Annotated in this window: 16 protein-coding genes; 11 read left to right on the forward strand and 5 right to left on the reverse strand. The window is 71.3% G+C overall.

All coding sequences use genetic code 11. The features are described from left to right. Positions 1-86: 86 nt before the first annotated feature. Together ABD209_RS01885 and ABD209_RS01890 are read left to right on the forward strand one after the other, a co-directional pair. Positions 87-914: a patatin-like phospholipase family protein gene (locus ABD209_RS01885; RefSeq protein WP_344061296.1), complete on the forward strand. Its 828-nt coding sequence runs from the start codon at positions 87-89 to the stop codon at positions 912-914. Then, positions 911-1,900, forward strand: a complete 990-nt coding sequence (locus ABD209_RS01890) for a 1-acyl-sn-glycerol-3-phosphate acyltransferase (protein ID WP_344061299.1) — start codon at positions 911-913, stop codon at positions 1,898-1,900. Before ABD209_RS01885 ends, ABD209_RS01890 begins: the two co-directional genes overlap by 4 nt. A 231-nt stretch (positions 1,901-2,131) precedes the next feature. Here the strand turns inward: ABD209_RS01890 and ABD209_RS01895 are convergent, their stop codons facing one another. Beyond that, on the reverse strand, positions 2,132-3,538 hold the full coding sequence (locus tag ABD209_RS01895) for an IS1380 family transposase (RefSeq protein ID WP_344061302.1): 1,407 nt from the start codon (positions 3,536-3,538) through the stop codon (positions 2,132-2,134). A 354-nt stretch (positions 3,539-3,892) separates the two neighbouring features. Between ABD209_RS01895 and ABD209_RS01900 the strand changes: the two genes are divergently transcribed. The 5 genes from ABD209_RS01900 (at position 3,893) to ABD209_RS01920 (ending at position 7,234) form a co-directional block, all read left to right on the forward strand. Next, the gene (locus tag ABD209_RS01900) at positions 3,893-4,672 is read left to right on the forward strand and encodes a ParA family protein (protein WP_344061305.1); all 780 of its coding nucleotides are present in this window, start codon (positions 3,893-3,895) and stop codon (positions 4,670-4,672) included. Positions 4,673-4,706: 34 nt separating this feature from the next. Further along, complete coding sequence (locus tag ABD209_RS01905; protein ID WP_344061308.1) at positions 4,707-5,765, forward strand: NAD(P)-dependent alcohol dehydrogenase; 1,059 nt, start codon at positions 4,707-4,709, stop codon at positions 5,763-5,765. A 270-nt stretch (positions 5,766-6,035) separates the two neighbouring features. Further along, the gene (locus tag ABD209_RS01910) at positions 6,036-6,347 is read left to right on the forward strand and encodes a hypothetical protein (RefSeq protein WP_344061311.1); all 312 of its coding nucleotides are present in this window, start codon (positions 6,036-6,038) and stop codon (positions 6,345-6,347) included. Continuing rightward, complete coding sequence (locus ABD209_RS01915; protein WP_344061314.1) at positions 6,344-6,946, forward strand: histidine kinase; 603 nt, start codon at positions 6,344-6,346, stop codon at positions 6,944-6,946. The genes ABD209_RS01910 and ABD209_RS01915 overlap by 4 nt, the downstream gene beginning before the upstream one ends. Positions 6,947-6,955: 9 nt before the next feature. Continuing rightward, positions 6,956-7,234, forward strand: coding sequence for an ATP-binding protein (locus tag ABD209_RS01920; protein WP_344061317.1), 279 nt, complete (start codon positions 6,956-6,958; stop codon positions 7,232-7,234). 76 nt (positions 7,235-7,310) lie between these two features. Here ABD209_RS01920 and ABD209_RS01925 read toward each other — a convergent pair whose 3' ends face one another. Continuing rightward, the gene (locus ABD209_RS01925) at positions 7,311-8,798 is read right to left on the reverse strand and encodes a DEAD/DEAH box helicase (protein ID WP_344061320.1); all 1,488 of its coding nucleotides are present in this window, start codon (positions 8,796-8,798) and stop codon (positions 7,311-7,313) included. A 185-nt stretch (positions 8,799-8,983) separates the two neighbouring features. Here ABD209_RS01925 and ABD209_RS01930 point away from each other — a divergent pair, with 185 nt between their 5' ends. Next, positions 8,984-9,664 carry a ferritin-like fold-containing protein gene (locus ABD209_RS01930; protein ID WP_344061323.1) on the forward strand — a complete coding sequence of 227 codons (681 nt, stop codon included), beginning with the start codon at positions 8,984-8,986 and terminating at the stop codon, positions 9,662-9,664. 70 nt (positions 9,665-9,734) lie between these two features. Here ABD209_RS01930 and ABD209_RS01935 read toward each other — a convergent pair whose 3' ends face one another. From ABD209_RS01935 to ABD209_RS01945, 3 genes are all read right to left on the reverse strand, one after another. Further along, on the reverse strand, positions 9,735-10,013 hold the full coding sequence (locus tag ABD209_RS01935; RefSeq protein ID WP_324388068.1) for a GlsB/YeaQ/YmgE family stress response membrane protein: 279 nt from the start codon (positions 10,011-10,013) through the stop codon (positions 9,735-9,737). A 172-nt stretch (positions 10,014-10,185) separates the two neighbouring features. Then, positions 10,186-10,407 (reverse strand): DUF3107 domain-containing protein, encoded by a 222-nt coding sequence (locus ABD209_RS01940; protein WP_324388067.1) that lies wholly within the window; start codon positions 10,405-10,407, stop codon positions 10,186-10,188. 123 nt (positions 10,408-10,530) lie between these two features. Further along, entirely contained in the window at positions 10,531-11,115 is a 585-nt protein-coding gene (locus ABD209_RS01945; RefSeq protein WP_344061328.1) for a TetR/AcrR family transcriptional regulator, read from the reverse strand. Between the two features lie 121 nt (positions 11,116-11,236). Between ABD209_RS01945 and moeB the strand changes: the two genes are divergently transcribed. The 3 genes from moeB to ABD209_RS01960 are packed head-to-tail and all read left to right on the forward strand — an operon-like array spanning position 11,237 to position 19,220. Next, positions 11,237-12,373 (forward strand): molybdopterin-synthase adenylyltransferase MoeB, encoded by a 1,137-nt coding sequence (gene moeB, locus ABD209_RS01950; RefSeq protein ID WP_344061331.1) that lies wholly within the window; start codon positions 11,237-11,239, stop codon positions 12,371-12,373. 59 nt (positions 12,374-12,432) lie between these two features. Beyond that, entirely contained in the window at positions 12,433-15,603 is a 3,171-nt protein-coding gene (locus ABD209_RS01955) for a PD-(D/E)XK nuclease family protein (RefSeq protein ID WP_344061334.1), read from the forward strand. 5 nt (positions 15,604-15,608) lie between these two features. Next, the gene (locus ABD209_RS01960) at positions 15,609-19,220 is read left to right on the forward strand and encodes an ATP-dependent helicase (protein WP_344061336.1); all 3,612 of its coding nucleotides are present in this window, start codon (positions 15,609-15,611) and stop codon (positions 19,218-19,220) included. Positions 19,221-19,242: the final 22 nt, after the last annotated feature.

Here is a 19,242-nt window from a genome sequence, read left to right on the forward strand (position 1 = left end):
TCTAAGCGGTCCGGGCGGTCATTTCGCTACGGCTGGCACGGCATACGGGCAACTGCGGCGCGGCCCCGGAGCCTAGGGTGGGTCCGGTGAGCCCCCACGTCGCCTTCGTCCTCGGCGGTGGCGGCGTGCTCGGCGCCTCCCAGGTCGGTATGGCGCGTGCGCTTGCCGAGGCCAGCGTGCGCCCCGACCTTGTCCTCGGGACGAGCATCGGGGCGCTCAATGGCGCCTTTCTGGCCGCGAGTCCCGATGTCGCCGGCGCCGCCCGCCTCGAAGACGTATGGCGCAAGGTGACCCGAGAGGGCCTGTTCACGCAGCGCCCGGTGCGGCAGGTGGCCGGTATCGCACGACACCCCACCCACGTCCTGACGCATGCCGCGCTCACAACGTTGATGGAGCGCTATTTGCCGGCGACGTGTTTTGCCGACCTCGAGGTGCCCTTCCAGTGCGTCGCCGCGCAGATCGAGGGGGCCCGGGCGGTGTGGTTCGATCACGGCCCGGTGGTTCCCCCGGTGCTGGCATCGTGCTCGGTGCCCGGGCTCTTCCCGCCCGTGCGGATCGAGGGCGCGCACTATCTCGACGGCGGGCTGGTGCACTCCATCCCCGTCGGGCGGGCCGTGGAGATGGGCGCCACCGAGATCTATGTGCTGCAGGTCGGGCGAGTCGAGCAGCCGCTGTCTGTGCCGACGCGGGCCTGGGAGGTCGCGCAGGTGGCCTTCGAGATCTCCCGGCGGCATCGTTTCGTCGACGAGATCGACGCAGTGCCGGAGTCGGTGACCCTGCACGTCCTGCCGACCGGATCCTCGAACGCCCCGACGATCGCCTTGGCCCAGGCTCGGCGCGGGCGGATGAACGACCGGATGGAGGCGGCGTATGCCGCGACCACGGCCTACCTGCAGGGCCGGGAGGAGGGATGAAGGGCATCGGGGCGCCACCGAGGATCGTGCGCTGGCTGCTGCGGTTGCTGTGGCCGGTGATCGCGATCGTCGTGACGGTGATCTGCGTGCCGCTGCTGCCGGTCGCGGCCCTGCTGTCCCTGGTGGATCGGCGGGCGCGGCTCTTCCGGGCGGTCGGGCTGATTCTGATCACCGTCTGGCTCGACCTTCAGCTGCACCTCGGTTGCTGGCGGCTGTGGCTGACCGAGCGCGGCTCGCCGACCTGGCACGGAGATCACGAGAAGCTGCTCGTCGACGTGCTCGACACGGTGCTGCGCGTGGGCCGCAAGTGGGTCAACTTCGAGGTCGTGCTCGACAACACCATGGACTTCGGCGAGCCTGACCGGCCGCTGCTGGCCTTTGCGCGACACGCGGGGCCTGCCGACTCGCTGGCCGTCGCCTGGTTGCTGTCACGCACCGCGGGGCGGCTGCCGCGGATCGTGCTCGCCGACGCGCTGCGCTGGGATCCCGGGATCGACCTGATCCTGACGCGGCTCGGGTCGTCCTTCGTACCGTCGCTGTCCGGGGCGGGCGACGACCGGCTGACCGGAGTGCGGCGACTGGCCGATTCGCTGGCGCCGAAGGATGCCCTGCTGATCTTTCCCGAGGGCGAGAACTGGACGCCGGAGCGCCGGGCCCGGCTGATCGACCGCCTGCGCGAGCGTGGCCAGGCCGCGCGGCTACGCCAGGCCGAGGGGCTGCGGCGGGTGCTCCCACCCAAGACCAACGGCGTCATTGCCACGTTGACGGCGCGCCCGGACGCCGATGTCATGGTCATCGCCCATGCCGGGCTCGGCAACCTGACCGGGCCGCGCGCGCTCTATGACGCGATCCCCTTCGATCGCCCCTTCCTCGTGCACACCTGGACGTATGCGGCGTCCACCGTCCCCCGCGAGCCCGAGGCCATCGGGGCCTGGCTGGCCGACCGCTGGGCCGAAATCGACGCCTGGGTCTCCGCCCACGAGTGAGCGCCCGCCCGCCATTCCTAAACTCTGCTAGCAGCAGTCAGGGCTCCTCCAGCAGGGTAGACCTTGCTGGAGGTCACCTAAGCCTCGATCCGTGGATTGGCTTTTGGGTTCGGGGCGTGGGGTGGGGTGTGGGGGTCGTGCTGGGGGTGGGCAGGGGTGTGCCGCTGGTCTGCCCAGCTCTTTCACGGGGGTCTGCGGTCGGGCCTGTGGGGGGCCGGTGGGTGAAGGGGCTCAGGGCGTGGCTGGTGGGTCGTGGCCGAACACGCCGCGCCAGATGGTGAGCCACTGCGTGGCCCAGGGCCAGTGTTCGGGGAGGTGGAGCACGCGCCGGCGTTGAGGGCGGGCGATGCGGGCGGGGACGTTGACGATGCGGCGGCGCAGGGTTGCTCCGCGGGCGACGGCGAGGGTGCTGTCGGCGAGGGTGGCGGCGGCGCGGAGCAGGTTGTGGGTCATCGCTGCGCAGATGGCCCAGGCGTGGTTGGCGGCGAACCGTCCCGAGGGCAGGTGGGCCAGGGGCCCGTCGATGAGGTCGGCGAAGACGGTCTCGATGATCGCGTGCCGGCGGTGGGTCAGGTCCGCCTCGGCGAGGGGGAGGTCGCTGTTGGTCAGGAACGGGTGGTGGCGCCACACCGGGAACAGTTCATCGAGCTTGGCCTGGTCGCGGACTCGGCGCACGACCAGTCGCGCGGTCACCGGGGTGTCGGTGGTGGCGAACGCGGTGAAGGAGGTTTCGGCGACTTGCGCGTCGGAGATCAACGCGCCGGTGTCCGGGTCGGTGACCGCGCCGGGATAGTGCACCGGTATCCAGGCGTCCTCATCGATGGCGGCGATGGCCCGGCAGACCGCGGCGTTCTTGGCCAGCACCACGGAGAAATGTGCCCCTTCCTTGACGCAGGCGGCGGTGACGGCGCTGGTGCCGTACGCGGAATCGCCGCGGACCAGGATGGCCCCGGTGGCACCGGCCGCGCGGGCGGTCCTGATCGCGTCCCGGACCATCGAGCCGGCAGCCCGTCCGGAGCCGGCGTTCCCGGCCCGCAGCCGGATCCCGGCGATCACCGGTGCCGCGGTCTCGGTGCTGCTCGTGACCGCCAGCGGCGACAGGCCTCGCCGCAGCACCTGCTTGCCCGCGATCTTGGTGTGCCCGAAGCTGGCGCCCTGCTTGGCGTGTCCGTACACCGGCCGCAGCAGCGAGTCGATATCCACGAACGCCACCTGCTCGATCCCCGGCAGCAGATCGGTCCGGCCCGCCAGGGCAAGCAGATGGGCACGCGCAGCCGAGGCCAGCTGACTGGCGTGACCATGGGTGAACTCGCGCAGGAACTGCCCCAGCGTGGCCGGCGCATACACCTGCCCGAAGATCCGCCTCATCCCACCGGAACGGACCACCTGTAAGTCATCGATACTGTCCGCACCGGCGGCCATCCCAGCGATGATCGCAGCGACCTTCCCGCCCGGGTTCACCCCGGCCGAGGCCACCCGCGCCGGCGTCAGCGTGGCCAACGTGACCCGGTCAGTGACCAACTCCGAGAGTCCGGCCTGCTCGGCCAACGCCATCACCGGGACCAGCCCGGCACACCAGAGGAGATGCTCATCATCGAACACCGGTACCGCCCTGGACCACACCTGCGGTAGTTTCACTTCCAGTGCCTTCTGTGCGCGGACCGAATCAGGACTTCAACTACCCCGATTCTCCCGCCACAGAAGGCATTCCACGATCAGACCCGCCGCCCCCACCCCAAACAACCCGATCCATCCACGGATCGAGGTTTAGGTGTCGTCCAGCAGGGTCTACTCCTGCTGGAGGAGCCCGAACCTGTGCTAGAGCAGAGGTTCGGCACGCCGGACGTATGCAGCGGATCACGCCCGCAACCACCTCGCCGAGGCGTGTCCTTCCCCGCCAGGGACCGATCGGCCCCGCAGACTGGAACCCGAAACCCGCCACCCGACGGCCGGCGGCCTCGAATGGCCCGGCCACCGAAAGGGCCCAGCCTCGTGCCACCACGCAAGCGCGCCAGCGCCACGATCATCGCCCTCGCGAACCAGAAGGGCGGTGTCGCCAAGACCACCTCGGTCGCCTCGCTCGGTGCCGCCTTCGCCGAGCTCGGCAAGCGCGTCCTCCTCGTCGACCTCGACCCGCAGGCCTGCCTGACGTTCAGCCTGGGCATCGACCCCGAATCCGTCGAGGCGTCCATCCACGACGTCCTCATCGGCGCTCGTGCGCTGAACGAGGTCGTCGTGAGCGCCGCCGACGGCGTCGACCTGGTGCCGAGTTCGATCGAACTCGCGGGCACCGAAGCCGTCTTGCTGGGCCGTCCCGGCCGGGAATACGTCCTGCAGGAGGCGCTCGCGAAGGCGGCCACGGCATACGACTTGATCCTGCTGGACTGCTCACCGAGCCTGGGCGTGCTCACCCTGAACGCGCTGACGGCCGCGCGCGGCCTGATCATCCCGATGCCCTGCGAGATGCTCGGCCATCGCGGCGTCGGCCAGCTTCTGGACACCGTCCGGGATGTCAAACGCATCCTCAACAAGAAGCTGACCGTCATCGGTGTGCTGCCGACCATGTTCGACTCGCGCAGCGCCCACCAACAGGACGTCCTCGCCGATGTCGGAGAGCGCTACGGGCTGACCGTGCTCAGCCCGCCGATCCCGCGCACGGTCCGGTTCGCCGAGGCCCCGGCCGTGGGCCGTTCAATCCTCGCCACCGCCCGCTCCAGCAAGGGCGCCCAGGCCTACCGCGCGGTCGCTCAGGACGTCCTGGCCCGCCTCTGATGTGGCGCCGCGGGCGCGGGGCTAGTCTGCCCGTATGCCGTCCACCACTCCTGCCCTTTCCCTCCCGTCCGCCGGTGCGCCCTTCGAGGCCATCGCTCTCGAGCGTCGCGACCTGCGCGACGACGACATCCTCATCGACATCGCCTATGCCGGCATCTGCCACTCCGATATCCACACCGGACGCGATGAGTGGGGTGCCGCGCACTACCCGCTGACTCCCGGCCACGAGATCGCCGGCACCGTCGCCGCCGTCGGCTCCGCGGTGACCCGCCACCAGGTCGGCGACCGGGTCGGCGTCGGCTGCCTGGTCGACAGTTGCGGGGAATGCGAGTCCTGCAAGGACGCGCAGGAGATGTTCTGCACCAAGCCCGCGGTCGGCACCTACAACGCCCAGGGCTATGACGGCGAGTGGACTGCCGGTGGCTACGCCCGTCAGGTCGTCGTCTCCGAACGCTTCGTCGTGCGGATCCCCGAGGCCCTCGGGCTCGATGAGGCCGCGCCCCTCCTCTGCGCGGGCATCACCACCTACTCACCGCTGAAGCGGTGGGGCGCCGGGCCGGGCCGCACGGTCGCCGTCGTCGGCGTCGGGGGGCTCGGGCACATGGGTGTCAAGATCGCCGCGGCCATGGGGGCCGAGGTGACCTCGATGTCGCGCAGCGACGCCAAGAAGGACGAGGCGGCCGCGATGGGAGCAACGCACCACATTGCCACCGGCGATGCCGCGGCGATGAAGGCGGCGCGCCGCTCCTTCGACCTGATCCTGAACACGGTGAGCGCGGACCTGGCGATGGACGACTACCTCAGGCTGCTGAAGCCCAATGGGGTGCTGTGCAATGTCGGCCTGCCCGTCGAGCCGCTCTCGGTCACCCCGTTCGGCCTGATCGGCGGCAACAAGGTGCTGACCGGGAGCAATATCGGTGGGATTGCCGAGACCCAGGAGATGCTCGACTTCTGCGCCGAGCACGCTCTGGGCGCGACCATCGAGACGATCGATGCCTCCGACCCGGCTGCCGTCGACGCGGCGTGGGACCGCGTCGTCGCCGGCGATGTGCGCTACCGCTGCGTCATCGACACCGCGACCATCCCCGGCTGACCGGCACGACGACTTCCGGACGGGCCGAGGCGACCGGCACCGTACGCCCCCATGCGGCATACGGCGCCGGGCCTCGGCCCCCTCAGGCGGCGACCAGACGCTCCCGACCGCTTGCTGGTATGCCGTGTGCTCGGCGTGCGTCGTCGTCCTACCGGTGAGCTTGCTCGTCTCGGCGCGTGGGCGCGTCCCGCCGACGTCACGCCTTTCGCCGGTCGGTCACGGTTCGCCGGGGCAGACCCATGACCGGGGTCACGTGCCTGCCTGGCGCCGGTGACCAAGCGTGTGGTTGTGCGGATGGGTCGTGACGGCAGGCCGGCCCCGGTTTCGCGGCCCAGCGAGCACGTCGACCTCGCGATCGACCATCCCCTCGGGCGGCGGATCATCCTGGCGTTGACCGCCATCCTCTTGCTGGCGACCCTGGCCAGCTTGCTCAAGGGCCGTGGCGCTACAGGTCGAGGATCCGGCGGTCGAACGGCCTTGGGTGACGGCGGCCTGCGTGGGGTGGCCAGCGCCTTCGGCTTCGTCATGCTCCTGCTCGGCGGTGCCCTGCTCGGGCTGATGGGGCGCTTCCGGGAGCCATGATCGCTAGTGCGGTCGTGCTCGCCGCGATCGCTCTGCTCAACCTGCGTCTGCACGAATCGGCGCGGATCATCGCCGGGTCCACCCTCTTGCTGGTGCTCCTCATGCTCCTCATCACCGGGAGCGGTGCCCTCCGGCACGAGCTGCAAGGAGCCCGGATGGTCGCCCTGAGGCGGGGCAGGCGCTTGGCTGCGGCGAACGCCCAGGTGCTGGCATCGATGAGCTTCGAGCGCGATCTGGTCCTGGCGCAAGAACGCGCTCGCTCGGCGCGGGAATTGCACGACGGACTCGGGCATCGGCTGACGCTGACAGCGATGTCGTTGCAGTTCGCCCTGAAGGCCAAGGACAAGGACGCCGGCCAGGCTTGGGCCGAGGTGGACAACGCGTCCGACACGACGGCCGCCGCGCGCGAGGTCATCCGGGGCTGGGCGCGCGCCGCTGGCGCATCGGCGGACGCCGTCGGCGCGGCCGTCACCGTCGAGACGATCGCCGACGCATTCCGCGGGGCGGGGCTGGAGGTGCGCGTGCGGCATACGGGCATGGAGGAGCGGATGCCCGAGCCGGTGGCGGATTTCGTTGCTCGGCTGGTCGAAGAGGCATAGACCAATGTCGTGCGGCACGCGCGCGCGACGTGCGCCGAGGTGGACCTGGCTCAAACGGCCGACGAGATCCGGATCACGTTGCGGGACAACGGGATTGGTCAGGCAGAACCGCACGAGGGGTTCGGGATCCGCTCGCTGCGTGAACGCGCGATGGCCCTCGGCGGCGACTTCGCCAGCGGCGCTGCCCGAAGCGCCCCGCTTGACGACCGGGAGGAGCGGCGTGGCGGCTGGCTGGTCACGTCGAGAGTGCAATTTGTGCCCGTCGACAGGGCACCTCAGTCCAGTTGACAGGCCGGTTCAGCCCCGTCGAGAGGCCGGTTCAGCCCCGTCGAGAGGCCGGTTCAGCCCCGTCGAGAGGCCGGTGTCAGCCGGCCTCGGGCGCTGGCGTGCCGCCGCGGGTGCGGCGCCGGTTGCGGCGGGGCCGGGTGCTCTCGCCGTCGCGGGGCGAGTCATCGGCGGCCCGGCTGGTCGGGCCCGAGTCGTCCGCTCCGCGGCCGCCCCGCCCGGTCTCGCCCCGGCCGCTGCCGCGTCCGCTGCGACCCCGGCCGGGGCCCCCGCTCGACTTCTTGCCGGGGCCCTCGATGTCCTCGATGACCTCGGCGTCCAGCCCGGCGCGCGTTTGAGCGGCGCGGGGGAGGCGGCCCTTGGCGGTGCGGGGGACGGCCAGTTCCTCATAGAGGTGGTCGGAGGAGGAGTAGGTCTCGACCGGCTCGGGGATGCCGAGGTCGAGCACCTTGTTGATCAGGCCCCAGCGGGGCATGTCGTCCCAGTCGACGAAGGTCACCGCGACACCGGTGTGCCCGGCGCGGCCGGTGCGGCCGATGCGGTGGACATAGGTCTTCTCGTCCTCGGGGCACTGGAAGTTGATGACGTGAGTGACATTCTCGACGTCGATGCCGCGGGCTGCGACATCGGTGGCGACGAGCACATCGACCTTGCCATTGCGGAAGGCGCGCATCGCCTGTTCGCGGGCGCCCTGGCCGAGGTCGCCATGGATGGCGGCCGCCGCGAAACCACGCTCGGTCAACTCCTCGGTGACCTTCGCCGCGGTGCGCTTGGTGCGGCTGAAGATGATGGTCAGGCCGCGGCCGTCGGCCTGCAGGATCCGCGAGAGCATCTCGGTCTTGTCCAGCGCGTGGGCGCGGTAGACGAACTGCTCGATCGCCTTGACCGTCGCGCCGTCGTCGCCGTCCTCGTGCATCGCCCGAATGTGCGTCGGCTGCGTCATATAGCGCCGGGCCAGGGCGACGACAGCGCCCGGCATGGTCGCGGAGAAGAGCATCGTCTGGCGGCCCGCGGGGGTCAGCGAGAGCAACTTCTCCACGTCTGGCAGGAAGCCGAGGTCGAGCATCTCGTCGGCCTCATCGAGCACCACGATGCGGGCGTGCCCCAGCGTCAGGTGGCCCTGGTTGGCGAGGTCGAGCAGTCGCCCGGGCGTGCCGACGACGATGTCGACGCCGCGGCGCAGGGCTTCGACCTGAGGCTCGTAGGCCCGCCCGCCATAGACGGTCAGCACGCGCACGCCGCGGTCGGCGCCGGCGCGCTCGAGGTCGGCCGCGACCTGGACGGCGAGCTCGCGGGTCGGAGCCACGGCGAGCGCCTGCGGCATGCCGGGGGCGGGGAGGGCGTCATACGCGCTGTCACCGGGGACGGCGACGCGCTGCAGCATCGGGATGCCGAAGCCGAGCGTCTTGCCGGTGCCGGTCTTGGCCTGGCCGATGATGTCGTGACCCGAGAGCGCGACCGGCAGGGTCATCGCCTGGATTGGGAAGGGAGCCACGATGCCGTGCTTCGCGAGCGAAGCGACGATGTCCGGGTGGACGTCGAAATCGGCAAAAGTCTTCTCTGACACGGAAAATCCTCGATCTTTGGGGACATCGCAAGGGATGCCACGGGCGTGGAGCCGATCGGAGGTCTTCTTCGGCAGCGAGACTCGCTGCGGCTGCCGGCGACGCGCCGACGTTGTCAGGATTCGTGCCGACCGGGCACCTTCTGTCGGGCCGATTCTACCGCCCCTCGGGCAGTACGCTTTCGCACGTGCCCTCCGACCCCCTGGACGATCTCGCCTTCCGTGGGGCGGTCGGCGACGTGCTGGCCGTGCTGGCATACGGCGAGATCAGCGCGTTCTCACGGCTGGCGACCGATGCCGATCTCGCGCCCACGCTGGCCGGCCGGGAGCAACTGGCGCGCCTGGCGATGACGGCATTCGGCAACTATGACCTGCTCGCCGGCCGCCTGCGCGAACTCGGCGTCGATCCCGAGGACGCCGTAGCGCCCTATGTCGCCAGTTTCACTGCCTACCACGAGCGGACCAGGCCCAGCAATTGGCTCGAAGGCATCGTCAAGGCGTATGTCGGTGACGGGATCGCCACCGACTTCTTCCGCGAGATCGCGGCGTATGTCGATCCCACGTCGCGCGCGGTCATCCTCCGTGCGCTCGACGATCAGGTGCGCAGCGACCAACTGCTCGATATCGCTCGCGTGGCGCTGATCGCCGATCCGGTGGTCAGCGGGCGGCTGGCCCTGTGGGGACGGCGGTTGATGGGGGAGGCCCTGTCCCAGGCTCAGCGGGTGGCCGCGGAACGGGAGTCGCTCGCGTCCTTGCTCAGCGGCAGATTCGGCGGCCCGGGCTTCGACCTCGCCCAGTTGGGCGAGATGTTCCAGCGGCTGGCCGAACGGCATACGGACCGGATGGCGCGCCTCGGCCTTTCGGCCTGACCGGGACCCGACGACAGAACCACAAGCAAACGGGCGGCCCGAATCGGGCCGGCCGCTTCGATGCGCAGAGTCAGCGGCGGATCTGCCGGCCGCCCGCGAAGTTGCCATAGGCGACGATCAGGCCCGCGGCGACAGCGATGCTGATCAGCCACGCGAGCCACGGGGCGCCGCCGCTGGCGTTCTTGTAGTCGAAGACGGTCGACAAGATCAGGGTCGTGATCAGCGACCCGAGGATGCCGATGATGATGGTGACGGCCATGCTGATGTTCTGCTTGCCCGGCAAGGCAAGACGCGCCAGCGCGCCGATGATGAGGCCACCGATGATGGCGCCGATGATTGCGGTGAGCACGTCGCCGCTCCTTTCAGAGGTCGCCGGTCGGGCGACTGGCGATCCGGACTATCCGGCTCGCTCCAAGAACCAACAATTGCACGCGTAGGTCTATTTCTCCGGCAGGCGGTCCGGGCAACTTTTCGGCGGGTAACCCGGCCGTCGGCCCTGCCCCACAACGCCAGCGGTCCGATCAGGTGCCGAAACCGACGCGGCCCTTGGCGGACTCACCGATGTCCACATAGCCGATGACGGCGGCCGGGACGATCACGACCCGCCCGCGGGCATCCTCGAGGCGCAACGCGCCGCCGGAGCTGACGGCCTCGGTGACCGCCTGCTCGACTTCGAGCGCGGTGAGTTCGGGCTCGATGACGACCTCGCGCGCGACATTCGCGATGCCGATCTTGATTTCCATATGACCTTCTCGGGCTCGGGGGGGCGGAGGCTCCGCTTGTCTTCTGGTTGGGCAACACACTTTGCCAGGTGGAGATTCCGCCCGGTCCGGGGGTCGTCACCGAGCCTGCGAGTCGGCTCCTGCTCAGTCGGCCGACTCGGCGGAGCGCACCGGCTGACCGCCGACGCCGCGCCAGGCGAGCCGGCCGATGATGCCCACGGCAAGCTCCTTGGGTAGGGCCTGATCCTTCAGCCATGCCCGGGCTGAGACCTGGCCGAGACCGACCAAGCCCTGGGCGACCAGCCGGGCGACCTCGATCGGCAGCTGGGTGTCGAGGACGATCTGCCGGGCCAGGGCCTCGGTGCAGGCCTGCAGAGACCAGTCCAGTCGATCGCGCACCGAGGCGACCTCGACCAGATCCGACTCGAAGACGATGCGATAGGCGGAGTCCTCGCGGGCCACGAAATCGAAGAAGGCCTCGACAACGGCATACACGCGCTGTTTGTGGTTGTCCGTGCTCCTCAGCGCCGACTCCACGACATCGACGAGCGCCTGCGTGTGCACGTCGACCACGGCGAGGTAGAGCTCGAGCTTGCCCGGAAAGTGTTGGTAGAGAACGGGCTTGGACACGCCGGCGCGCTCGGCGATGTCTTCCATTCCGGTCGAGTGGTACCCCTTCTCGACGAAGACTGCCTGCGCGGCTTCCAGGAGTTGGGCTCGACGTTGCATCCGGGGGAGTCGCTGTCCGCGCGTCGTCACCCTCGCATCCGCATCGCGCGCCATGGAACTCACATTCTCGTTTGTGGGAGCGGGTTAGAGGCGCACGATACCAGCCAGTAAGGTGGACGAGATGTCGAGTGCAGCCGAGCGTTCCGGTCGCGCGATGACCGGCGAGGAGCGCCGCCGGTATGCCCGCCAACTGCTCCTCCCGGGCTTCGGATCAGCCGGGCAGGACGCGCTGATCGCCGCCCGGGTGCTCGTCATCGGCGCCGGGGGACTGGGGTCGGTCACCGCCCCGTATCTCGCGGCCGCCGGGGTTGGCACCATCGGCATCGTCGACGACGACGTCGTGGACGAGAGCAATCTGCAGCGTCAACTCCTCCACGACACGGCCTCCGTCGGTATGCCGAAGGTCGCGTCCGCGGCCGCCCGACTCCTCGCCCTCAACCCACTCGTGCGCGTCGAGACGCACCCGGTGCGCCTCACTGCGGCCAATGCGGTCGAGTTGATCGGCAGCTACGACCTCGTCGTGGACGGTGCGGACAATTTCGCGACGCGTTATGTCGTCGCGGATGCGGCGGCATTGACCGGCCGGCCGCACGTGTGGGGGTCGATCTTGCGGTTCGACGGCCAGGTGAGCGTCTGGTGGCCGCCGCACGGGCCCTGCTATCGGTGCGTCTTTCCGGCCGCGCCCCCTGAGGGCAGCGTCGCGTCGTGCGCGGAGGCCGGGGTGTTCGGCTCGTTGTGTGCGGCGATCGGTTCGGTGCAGGCGAGCGAGGCCATCAAGCTGCTTTCCGGCCTGGGGGAGCCGCTGATCGGGCGGCTGCTGGTCCACGATGCCCTGGCGGCAACCTGGTCCACCGTTGCGGTCCGTGCCAACCCGCAGTGCGCGCTGTGCGGTGACCACCGCACGATCACCGCGCCGGTGTCCGCCCCCGAGGTTGTCGCCGACCAGGCCCGCCCGCGGCTCGATGTCGCGGGCCTGGTCACCGCGCTGACGGACCCCGAGACGCTGCTCGTGGACGTGCGCGAGCCGGCGGAGTGGGCGACCGGGGTGATCGCCGGGGCGCGCCTGATCGCGCTTGGCGACCTCGCTGCAGCCGGACTGCCCCGCGATCGCCGCCTCGTGCTCTACTGCGCCGCCGGAGGCCGGTCGGCGCGCGGGGTCGCGACGCTCAGCGACCTCGGCTATCCATCCGTGACCGATCTCGCAGGGGGCATCACCGCCTGGGCCGCAGAGCGGCCAATCGTGGCGCCGACAGGCTGAGCCGGTCGACAACGTGCCTGGTCGGGCCGCCTGTCGGTGGCCCGTGGTGAAATCGCCGTATGCCGTCGACCTCGCCTTCGCTCGCTCCCGGGCTGCTCGCCCTGGATGCCGATCAGGCGCGCGCGGTGGCGCATCGCGGGCCTCTGCTGCGCGTTCTTGGCGGACCGGGCACCGGTAAGACGTCGCTGGCCGTCGTGATCGTGGCCGGTCGGGTGGCATCGGGCGAGGTCGGCGCCGATCGGTGCGTGATCATCGCCGCGAGCCGGCGCTCGGCTGCCCGCGTGCGCGATGCGGTGACCCGACGGATCGGTGCGACGACGCGCGAGCCCTTGGCGCGGACCTTCCCATCACTGGCGTTCGGCATCCTGCGTCGGGCGGCGATCCGCGACGACGCGCCCGCGCCCCGTTTGCTCACCGGACCCGAGCAAGACGCGATCCTGCGAGAGTTGCTCGCCGGCCATCGAGCCGACCGCGAGACCGCCCCCGCGTGGCCGGCGGACATGGCGGAGGCGCTGGGCACCGACGGCTTCCGGTCCGAGTTGCGCGACCTGCTGATGCGAGCGGTCGAGTATGGCGTGGACGCGGCTGGCCTGGCTGAGCTCGGGGGTTTGCACGGGCGGGCGGATTGGGTGGCCGCAGCCCGGGTCCTCGATGAGTACGACCAGGTGACGGCCCTGTCGCGACCGGGGGCTTTCGACCCCTCCTGGCTGCTGACCGGTGCCGGCGACCTGCTGGAGGACGATCCCGAGGCGCTGGCCGGGGTCGTCGCGGACCTCGACCTGGTGGTCGTCGACGATGCGCAGGAACTGACCGCCGGGGCCGCGCGCCTGCTGCGGATCCTGGCTGCCCAGGGCGTGGAGATCGTCCTGATCGGTGACCCGGACGCCGCCGTGCAGACCTTCCGGGGGGCCGATCCGAGCTTCCTGGCCGATCGCTGGCGCGAGTTGGGGGTGGGGCCGACCGTCGTGCTCGGCACCGGCCACCGGCTCACGCCGGCCACGGCCACGGCCGCGGCGCGGGTGGCCGAGCTGATCGGGGCGCTGGGCGGGGGCCGGCAACGGGCCTTCGTGACCGACCCCGGGCCGCCCGGTCCCGAGCCGGACGTCCATGTCTTCCGTTCGGCCGCTCAAGAGGCAGCCCATCTCGCCGATGTCGTGCGTCGCGCCCACCTGATCGACCGGCTGCCCTGGCGTGAGATGGCGGTCGTGGTCCGTGGCCAGGGCCGGGCCGATGTCATCCGGCGGGCCTTGGTGGCCGCGCACGTCCCGGTGGCCGATGCCGAGAGTGGGCTTCCGGTCGGGGCTCAGGACGCCGTCCGACCCCTAGTGGTCCTGTGCCAGGCCGCGGTGGAGCGCGTGGCCCATCGCGAGCGCTGCGCCGGCGAGGCACTGGATCTCGATCCGGACGGCGGCTGGCGCCTCAGGCCAGAGGTGGCCGTCGATCTGTTGACCAGTGCCTATGGCGGCGCGGATGCCGTCACCCTGCGCCGCCTGCGCCGCGCCGTGCGCCGCGCGGCCCTGGATGACGGTCGTGGTGCGCCGGCCGACGTCCTGCTGGCAGCAGTCCTGGCCCGTCCCGGTGATGCGCAGGACCTGGCGGAGGAGACGAGCAGCGGCATGCGGCGCTTGGCCGCCATGCTCGCGGCGGTGACCTCGACGGTGGCAGCCGGTGGCGCGTCTCCGGAGGACGTGCTCTGGGCAGCCTGGTCGGCTGCCGAGATCGCTGACGAGTGGCGCGCGACGGCCCTCGCCGGCGGCCGTGACGGCGCGCGGGCGGACCGCGATCTCGATGCCGTGATCGACGTGCTGGCTCGGGCACGGGACTTCGCCGTGCGGCTGCCCGGGGTGCAGATCGAGACCTTCCTCGATCAGGTCGCCGGATCGCCGTTGGCTGCCGACTCGATCGTCGCCCGAAGCGTCGACCGCGAGCGCGTCGAGGTGCTCACGCCGCACGCCGCCGCCGGGCGTGAGTGGTCACTTGTCGCGGTGGCCGCGGTCCAGGAGGGTGCCTGGCCCGATCTGCGCCTACGGGGTTCGCTGCTCGGATCGGAAGTCCTGGTCGATGTCCTGTGCGGCCGCGAGACGTCGATCCGGGCCTCCCAGACGGTGACTCGGCATGACGAGGCCCGCTTGTTCCATGTCGCGCTGACCCGCTCCCGCGGCGCCGTCCATCTCAGTGCCGTGCGCGCCGACGACGAGTCGCCGTCGAGTTATCTGGACGTCGTCGCGCCGTGGTCCGGGCCGGGGGATCGGCCCTTCACCGAGGTCGAGCAGCCAATGACCCTCGTCGGCGCGGTCGCTGCCCTACGCCGCACCGTAGCGGCTTCACCGACCTCCGACCGGGCGGTGCGGGAGCGGGCCGCGGGAGCGCTGGCGCACCTGGCGCGTGTCGGCGTCAGGGGCGCCGATCCCCGGGAGTGGTGGGGGTTGCGCGAGGTCAGCGACGACCGGCCGCGCGTGGACGATGGGGCCCTGGTCAAGGTCTCTCCGTCGGGGCTCGTCGGCTTCGGCGAATGCGAGGCTCGGTGGCTGCTCACTGGAGTCGGTGGTCAGGGGCCGGCCGTGGGCTCGGCCGCGCTGGGCACGCTCGTGCACGAGGTTCTCGCGCAGTGCGGCGATGCCGATGTGGCGACTTTGGGAGCGCGTCTCGACGACGGCTGGGCTCGCCTCGGCCTCGCTCCAGGCTGGATTAGCCGGGCAAAGCGGGGCGACGCGGGACGCATGCTGGAGCGCGCCGCGGCCTATTTCGAGTTGGCCAAGTCCCAGGGCTGGCGTCGGGTGGCGGCGGAACAGCAGATGAGCCTGGTCCTGGGCCGGGCCCGGATTTCGGGCGTGGTGGATCGGCTGGAAGCCGACGCCGACGGGCGGCTGCGGATCCTCGACTTCAAGACCGGCAGCTCCAAGCCCAAGCGCGAGGAGGTGGCCAAGCACCCGCAATTGGGCGCCTATCAGGAGGCCGTCGAACGGGGGGCATTCGGTCCCGGTGCGGTGTCGGCAGGGGCCGCGCTCGTGCAACTCGGCAAGGCCGGGGGAGTGCGCATCACCAGCGCGGTGCAGGAGCAGGTGCCGTTGGCCGAGGCGGACGAGCCCGGTTGGGCTCGTGACCTGATCGAGCAGGCGGCGACGACGATGGCGGGTGCGACCTACCGAGCCATCCAAGGCACCTGGTGCCGGACCTGTCCGGTCCGCACAAGCTGCCCCGTGCACGCCGAGGGGGCGATGCTGGCGTGAGCCCGATGTCGCGAGCCGCTGATCTGCCCCTGTTCAGCGACCCCCTCCCGCCCGCCCCCGCTGCGCCCAAGGCCGGCGCTGAGCGTGCGGCCCGCCCGCCAACCGATCCAGACTGCCCGGCAACCGATCCGGAACGCGCCGGGGCCGGCGCTGATCGTGCCAGCGCTCGCCGGGCCGACGGCCGGCGGACGGCCCGCCGAAGCGCAGGTAAGTTCGAGGGCCAGGACCCCTTGCTTGTGCTGCCGCCGGCCGCTGAGTCGGGCGCCGACCGTGAGCACCCGGCCACGGATCCCAGCCCCATTGACCGTTCGCCCGGTAGCCGCTCGCCGCTGGCGCGTGTCCGGCGGCCGGGTGGCCCGAGCCTGTCGGCCAAACGGATCGCCGACGCCCTCGGCCAGCCGCGACCCACGGCTCAGCAGCAGTCGGTCATCGAGCAGCCGCCGGGGCCGATGCTCGTCGTCGCCGGAGCCGGGTCGGGCAAGACCGAGACCATGGCCGCCCGCGTCGTCTGGCTGGTGGCCAATGGCTTTGTCGATCCCGATCAGGTCCTCGGCCTGACCTTCACCCGCAAGGCCGCCGCCGAGCTCTCGGCGCGCGTCGTCGCCCGCCTACGCGCGCTCCGGGAGGCCGGGTTGTGGCAGCCGGCAGACGGGACGGCCGACCTCGGTGCGGCGCCCCCGACGATCTCGACCTACCATGCCTACGCCGCGCGACTGGTCCGCGAGCATGCCCTGCGCGTGGGCCGTGAGCCGGAATCCCGCCTGCTCTCCGAAGCGGCGGCCTGGCAGGTCGCGGCCGAGGTGGTCACGGCCTACGACGGGCCGTTGGATGAGATCGGCAAGGCCGAGTCGACCATCACCAACGCCGTGGTCGATCTCGCGGGTGAGCTCGCCGAGCACCTGGTGACCCCGGCCGAACTCGCCGGGTGGCTCAATGCGATCGACACGCGCCTCGCCGCCATCGAGGCCGGCGGGAAGCCACTGCTGTCCGGGTCGAAGGACATGCGGGCCGCGTTGCGCGGACGGCGGGCGCTGGTCCCGGTGCTCGAGCGGTTCGGTGACCTCAAGCGCCGGCGCGGCGCCCTCGACTTCGCCGACCAGATGGCGCTCGCCGCCCGGATCGCGATGCGCTTCCCCGAGGTCGGCATCATCGAGCGCGCCCGGTTCGGTGCCGTGCTGCTCGATGAGTTCCAGGACACCTCGCACGCTCAACTGCAGTTCCTCGCCGCGCTCTTCGCCCCGGATTCGGGCGCGCACCCGGTCACGGCTGTGGGCGACCCGAATCAGTCGATCTATGCGTGGCGCGGGGCGAGCGCGGCCACCTTGGCCCAGTTCCCCGTCGCCTTCGGTGGCGAGGCCACGCCCGTCCTGCCCCTCAGCGTGACGTGGCGCAACGACCGGGGGATCCTGGCCGCCGCGAATGTCGTCGCGGCTCCCCTGCGCGCGCGCTCCCGCGTCCCGGTCACGCCACTCGATCCGGCACCGCAGGCCCCCGACGGCCGGATCGACGTGGCCCGCGCCGAGACCGTCGAGGCCGAAGCCACCGCGGTTGCCTCGTGGATCGGCGCGGAGTTGGCAGGCGGAGCCAAATCGGCGGCGGTCCTGTGCCGCAAGCGCTCGCAATTCGAGCCGGTGATCGAAGCCCTCGGAGCAGCGGGCCTGCCCTATGAAGTGGTCGGTCTCGGCGGCTTGCTGCTCACCCCCGAGGTGCAGGATGTCGTGGCGCTGCTGAGCATCGCCCACGATGCGGCACGTGGCGACCGGTTGATGCGGCTGCTGACCGGTCCGCTCTGCCGGCTGGGCGCGGCCGACCTCGACCGCTTCCATGCCTGGGCCCGATCCCGCCAACAGCCACCGACACCAAACGGCGCGTCTGCCGGCCCGTCGGACCTGTCGGCCGACGCGGCCGACCGGGTCAGCCTGGTCGAGGCGCTCGTCGACTTCGGCCGCGCGACGACCGGTGAACGCGAGGCCGCGGGTGTCAGCGCTACCGGGAGCCGGCGGTTGGTCACGCTCGCCGCGCGGCTCGCCGAGCTTCGGTCGGTGAACGCCGTCGGGCTCGCCGACCTCGTCGGTGCTGCCGAGCGCATCCTGGGCCTCGACATCGAGGTGCTGGCCCGACCCGAGTTCAGCCCAGCGGCTGGACGCGCCCACCTGGATGCTTTCGCCGATGTCGCCGCGTCCTTCGCCGCGAGCAGCGACCGGCCGACGCTCGGCGGCTTCCTCGCCTGGCTCGATGCGGCACTCCTGGAGGAGCGGGGCCTCGATCTCGGCACCATCGACATCGCCCCGGGAGCCGTGCACGTGCTGACCGTCCATGCCGCCAAGGGCCTGGAGTGGGATGCCGTGGCCGTCCCCGGTCTGGTGGAGGCCGGCTTCCCCGTGCACAAGTCCGTTCAGTCGGTCTACGACGAGGCCACACAACAGTGGCGCGCGTCGGAGCCCAACGACGGGGCCTGGACGGTGGGGCTGGACGGCCTGCCCTATGACCTGCGCGGCGACCGAGACGACCTGCCCGGCTTCGACTGGCGCTCTGCCACCGGCGCCAAGGATCTTGACACCCGGCGCGAGGAGTTCCGGGCCGCTGCCGGCCGGCATCTGCTGGATGAGGAACGGCGCCTGGCCTATGTCGCGTTGACTCGGGCCCGGCACCGAATGCTGCTGACATGTGCGGTCTGGGGCACGCAGGCCTCGCCGCGGGTGCCGTCCCGCTTCCTGACCGAACTGCTCGAGCAACGCCCCGACCTGCTGGAGATCGGCACGTGGGTCCCGGACCCGGAGCCCGGCGCGGCCAATCCTCGCCTCGCCGAGCCGATGCGTGGTGCCTGGCCCACCCGGCCACCGACCCCCGCCGGCCTGATCGCGGCCGCTGATCTTGTGCAGGCCGCCGAGCGCGGCGACGGGCCGGCGGCACCCGTCGTCTCCGAACAGGTCGAACTCCTGCTCGCCGAGCGCGAGCGGCGCCGCACGCTCGATCGGGCCTGGCAGGGGACGGCCCCGCCGCGCGACTGGCGCATCCTCGATGCCCTCGACGGGCATCTGACGACGACCGAGCTGGTCCGGTTCGCCGCCGATCCCGACGCCTTCGCCGTCTCGGTCCGGCGACCGATGCCCCAGCCGCCGGCTCCGGCGCTACGCCGCGGCTCGACCTTCCACTTGTGGGTGGAGCGTCACTACCGGCGCGCCGCCTTGCTCGACCCGGACGATCTGCCGGGCAGCGCCGACGACGACGCGCCCGACGAGTACGACCTGGACGAGTTGATCGGCCACTTCCTCGCCGGCCCCTGGGCCGCTCAGGTGCCGATCGAGGTGGAGGTCGCCGTCGAGGCCGTGGTCGGATCGCTCGCCGTGCGCGGCCGCATCGATGCGGTCTTCGCCCGGCCAGGCGGCGGGGTGACGATCATCGACTGGAAGACCGGCCGCCCCCCGGTCGGCGCCGAGGCCCACGCCCAGGCGGTCCAGCTGGCGATCTACCGCGCGGCCTACGCCCGGCTGCGGGGGTTGGACGAGGCCACGCAGGTCGATGCCGCGTTCTACTACGCCGCAACCGGTGAGACGGTCTATCCGGCGCTGCGCTCCGGCACCGACCTCGAAGCCCTGATTGCGACGCTGGAGTGAGGGTCGGTGCGGGCGGCGGCGG

Source organism: Nostocoides vanveenii (assembly GCF_039531165.1).
GTDB lineage: Bacteria > Actinomycetota > Actinomycetes > Actinomycetales > Dermatophilaceae > Nostocoides_A > Nostocoides_A vanveenii.

Excerpts from the sequence above, each read along its gene's own strand:
- ABD209_RS01890 (WP_344061299.1), top strand. The coding sequence starts at position 911 with ATGAAGGGCATCGGGGCGCCACCGAGGATCGTGCGCTGGCTGCTGCGG.
- ABD209_RS01905 (WP_344061308.1), top strand. The coding sequence starts at position 4,707 with ATGCCGTCCACCACTCCTGCCCTTTCCCTCCCGTCCGCCGGTGCGCCC.
- ABD209_RS01915 (WP_344061314.1), top strand. The coding sequence starts at position 6,344 with ATGATCGCTAGTGCGGTCGTGCTCGCCGCGATCGCTCTGCTCAACCTG.
- ABD209_RS01940 (WP_324388067.1), bottom strand. The coding sequence starts at position 10,407 with ATGGAAATCAAGATCGGCATCGCGAATGTCGCGCGCGAGGTCGTCATC.
- ABD209_RS01945 (WP_344061328.1), bottom strand. The coding sequence starts at position 11,115 with ATGCAACGTCGAGCCCAACTCCTGGAAGCCGCGCAGGCAGTCTTCGTC.
- moeB (WP_344061331.1), top strand. The coding sequence starts at position 11,237 with ATGTCGAGTGCAGCCGAGCGTTCCGGTCGCGCGATGACCGGCGAGGAG.
- ABD209_RS01955 (WP_344061334.1), top strand. The coding sequence starts at position 12,433 with ATGCCGTCGACCTCGCCTTCGCTCGCTCCCGGGCTGCTCGCCCTGGAT.
- ABD209_RS01960 (WP_344061336.1), top strand. The coding sequence starts at position 15,609 with ATGTCGCGAGCCGCTGATCTGCCCCTGTTCAGCGACCCCCTCCCGCCC.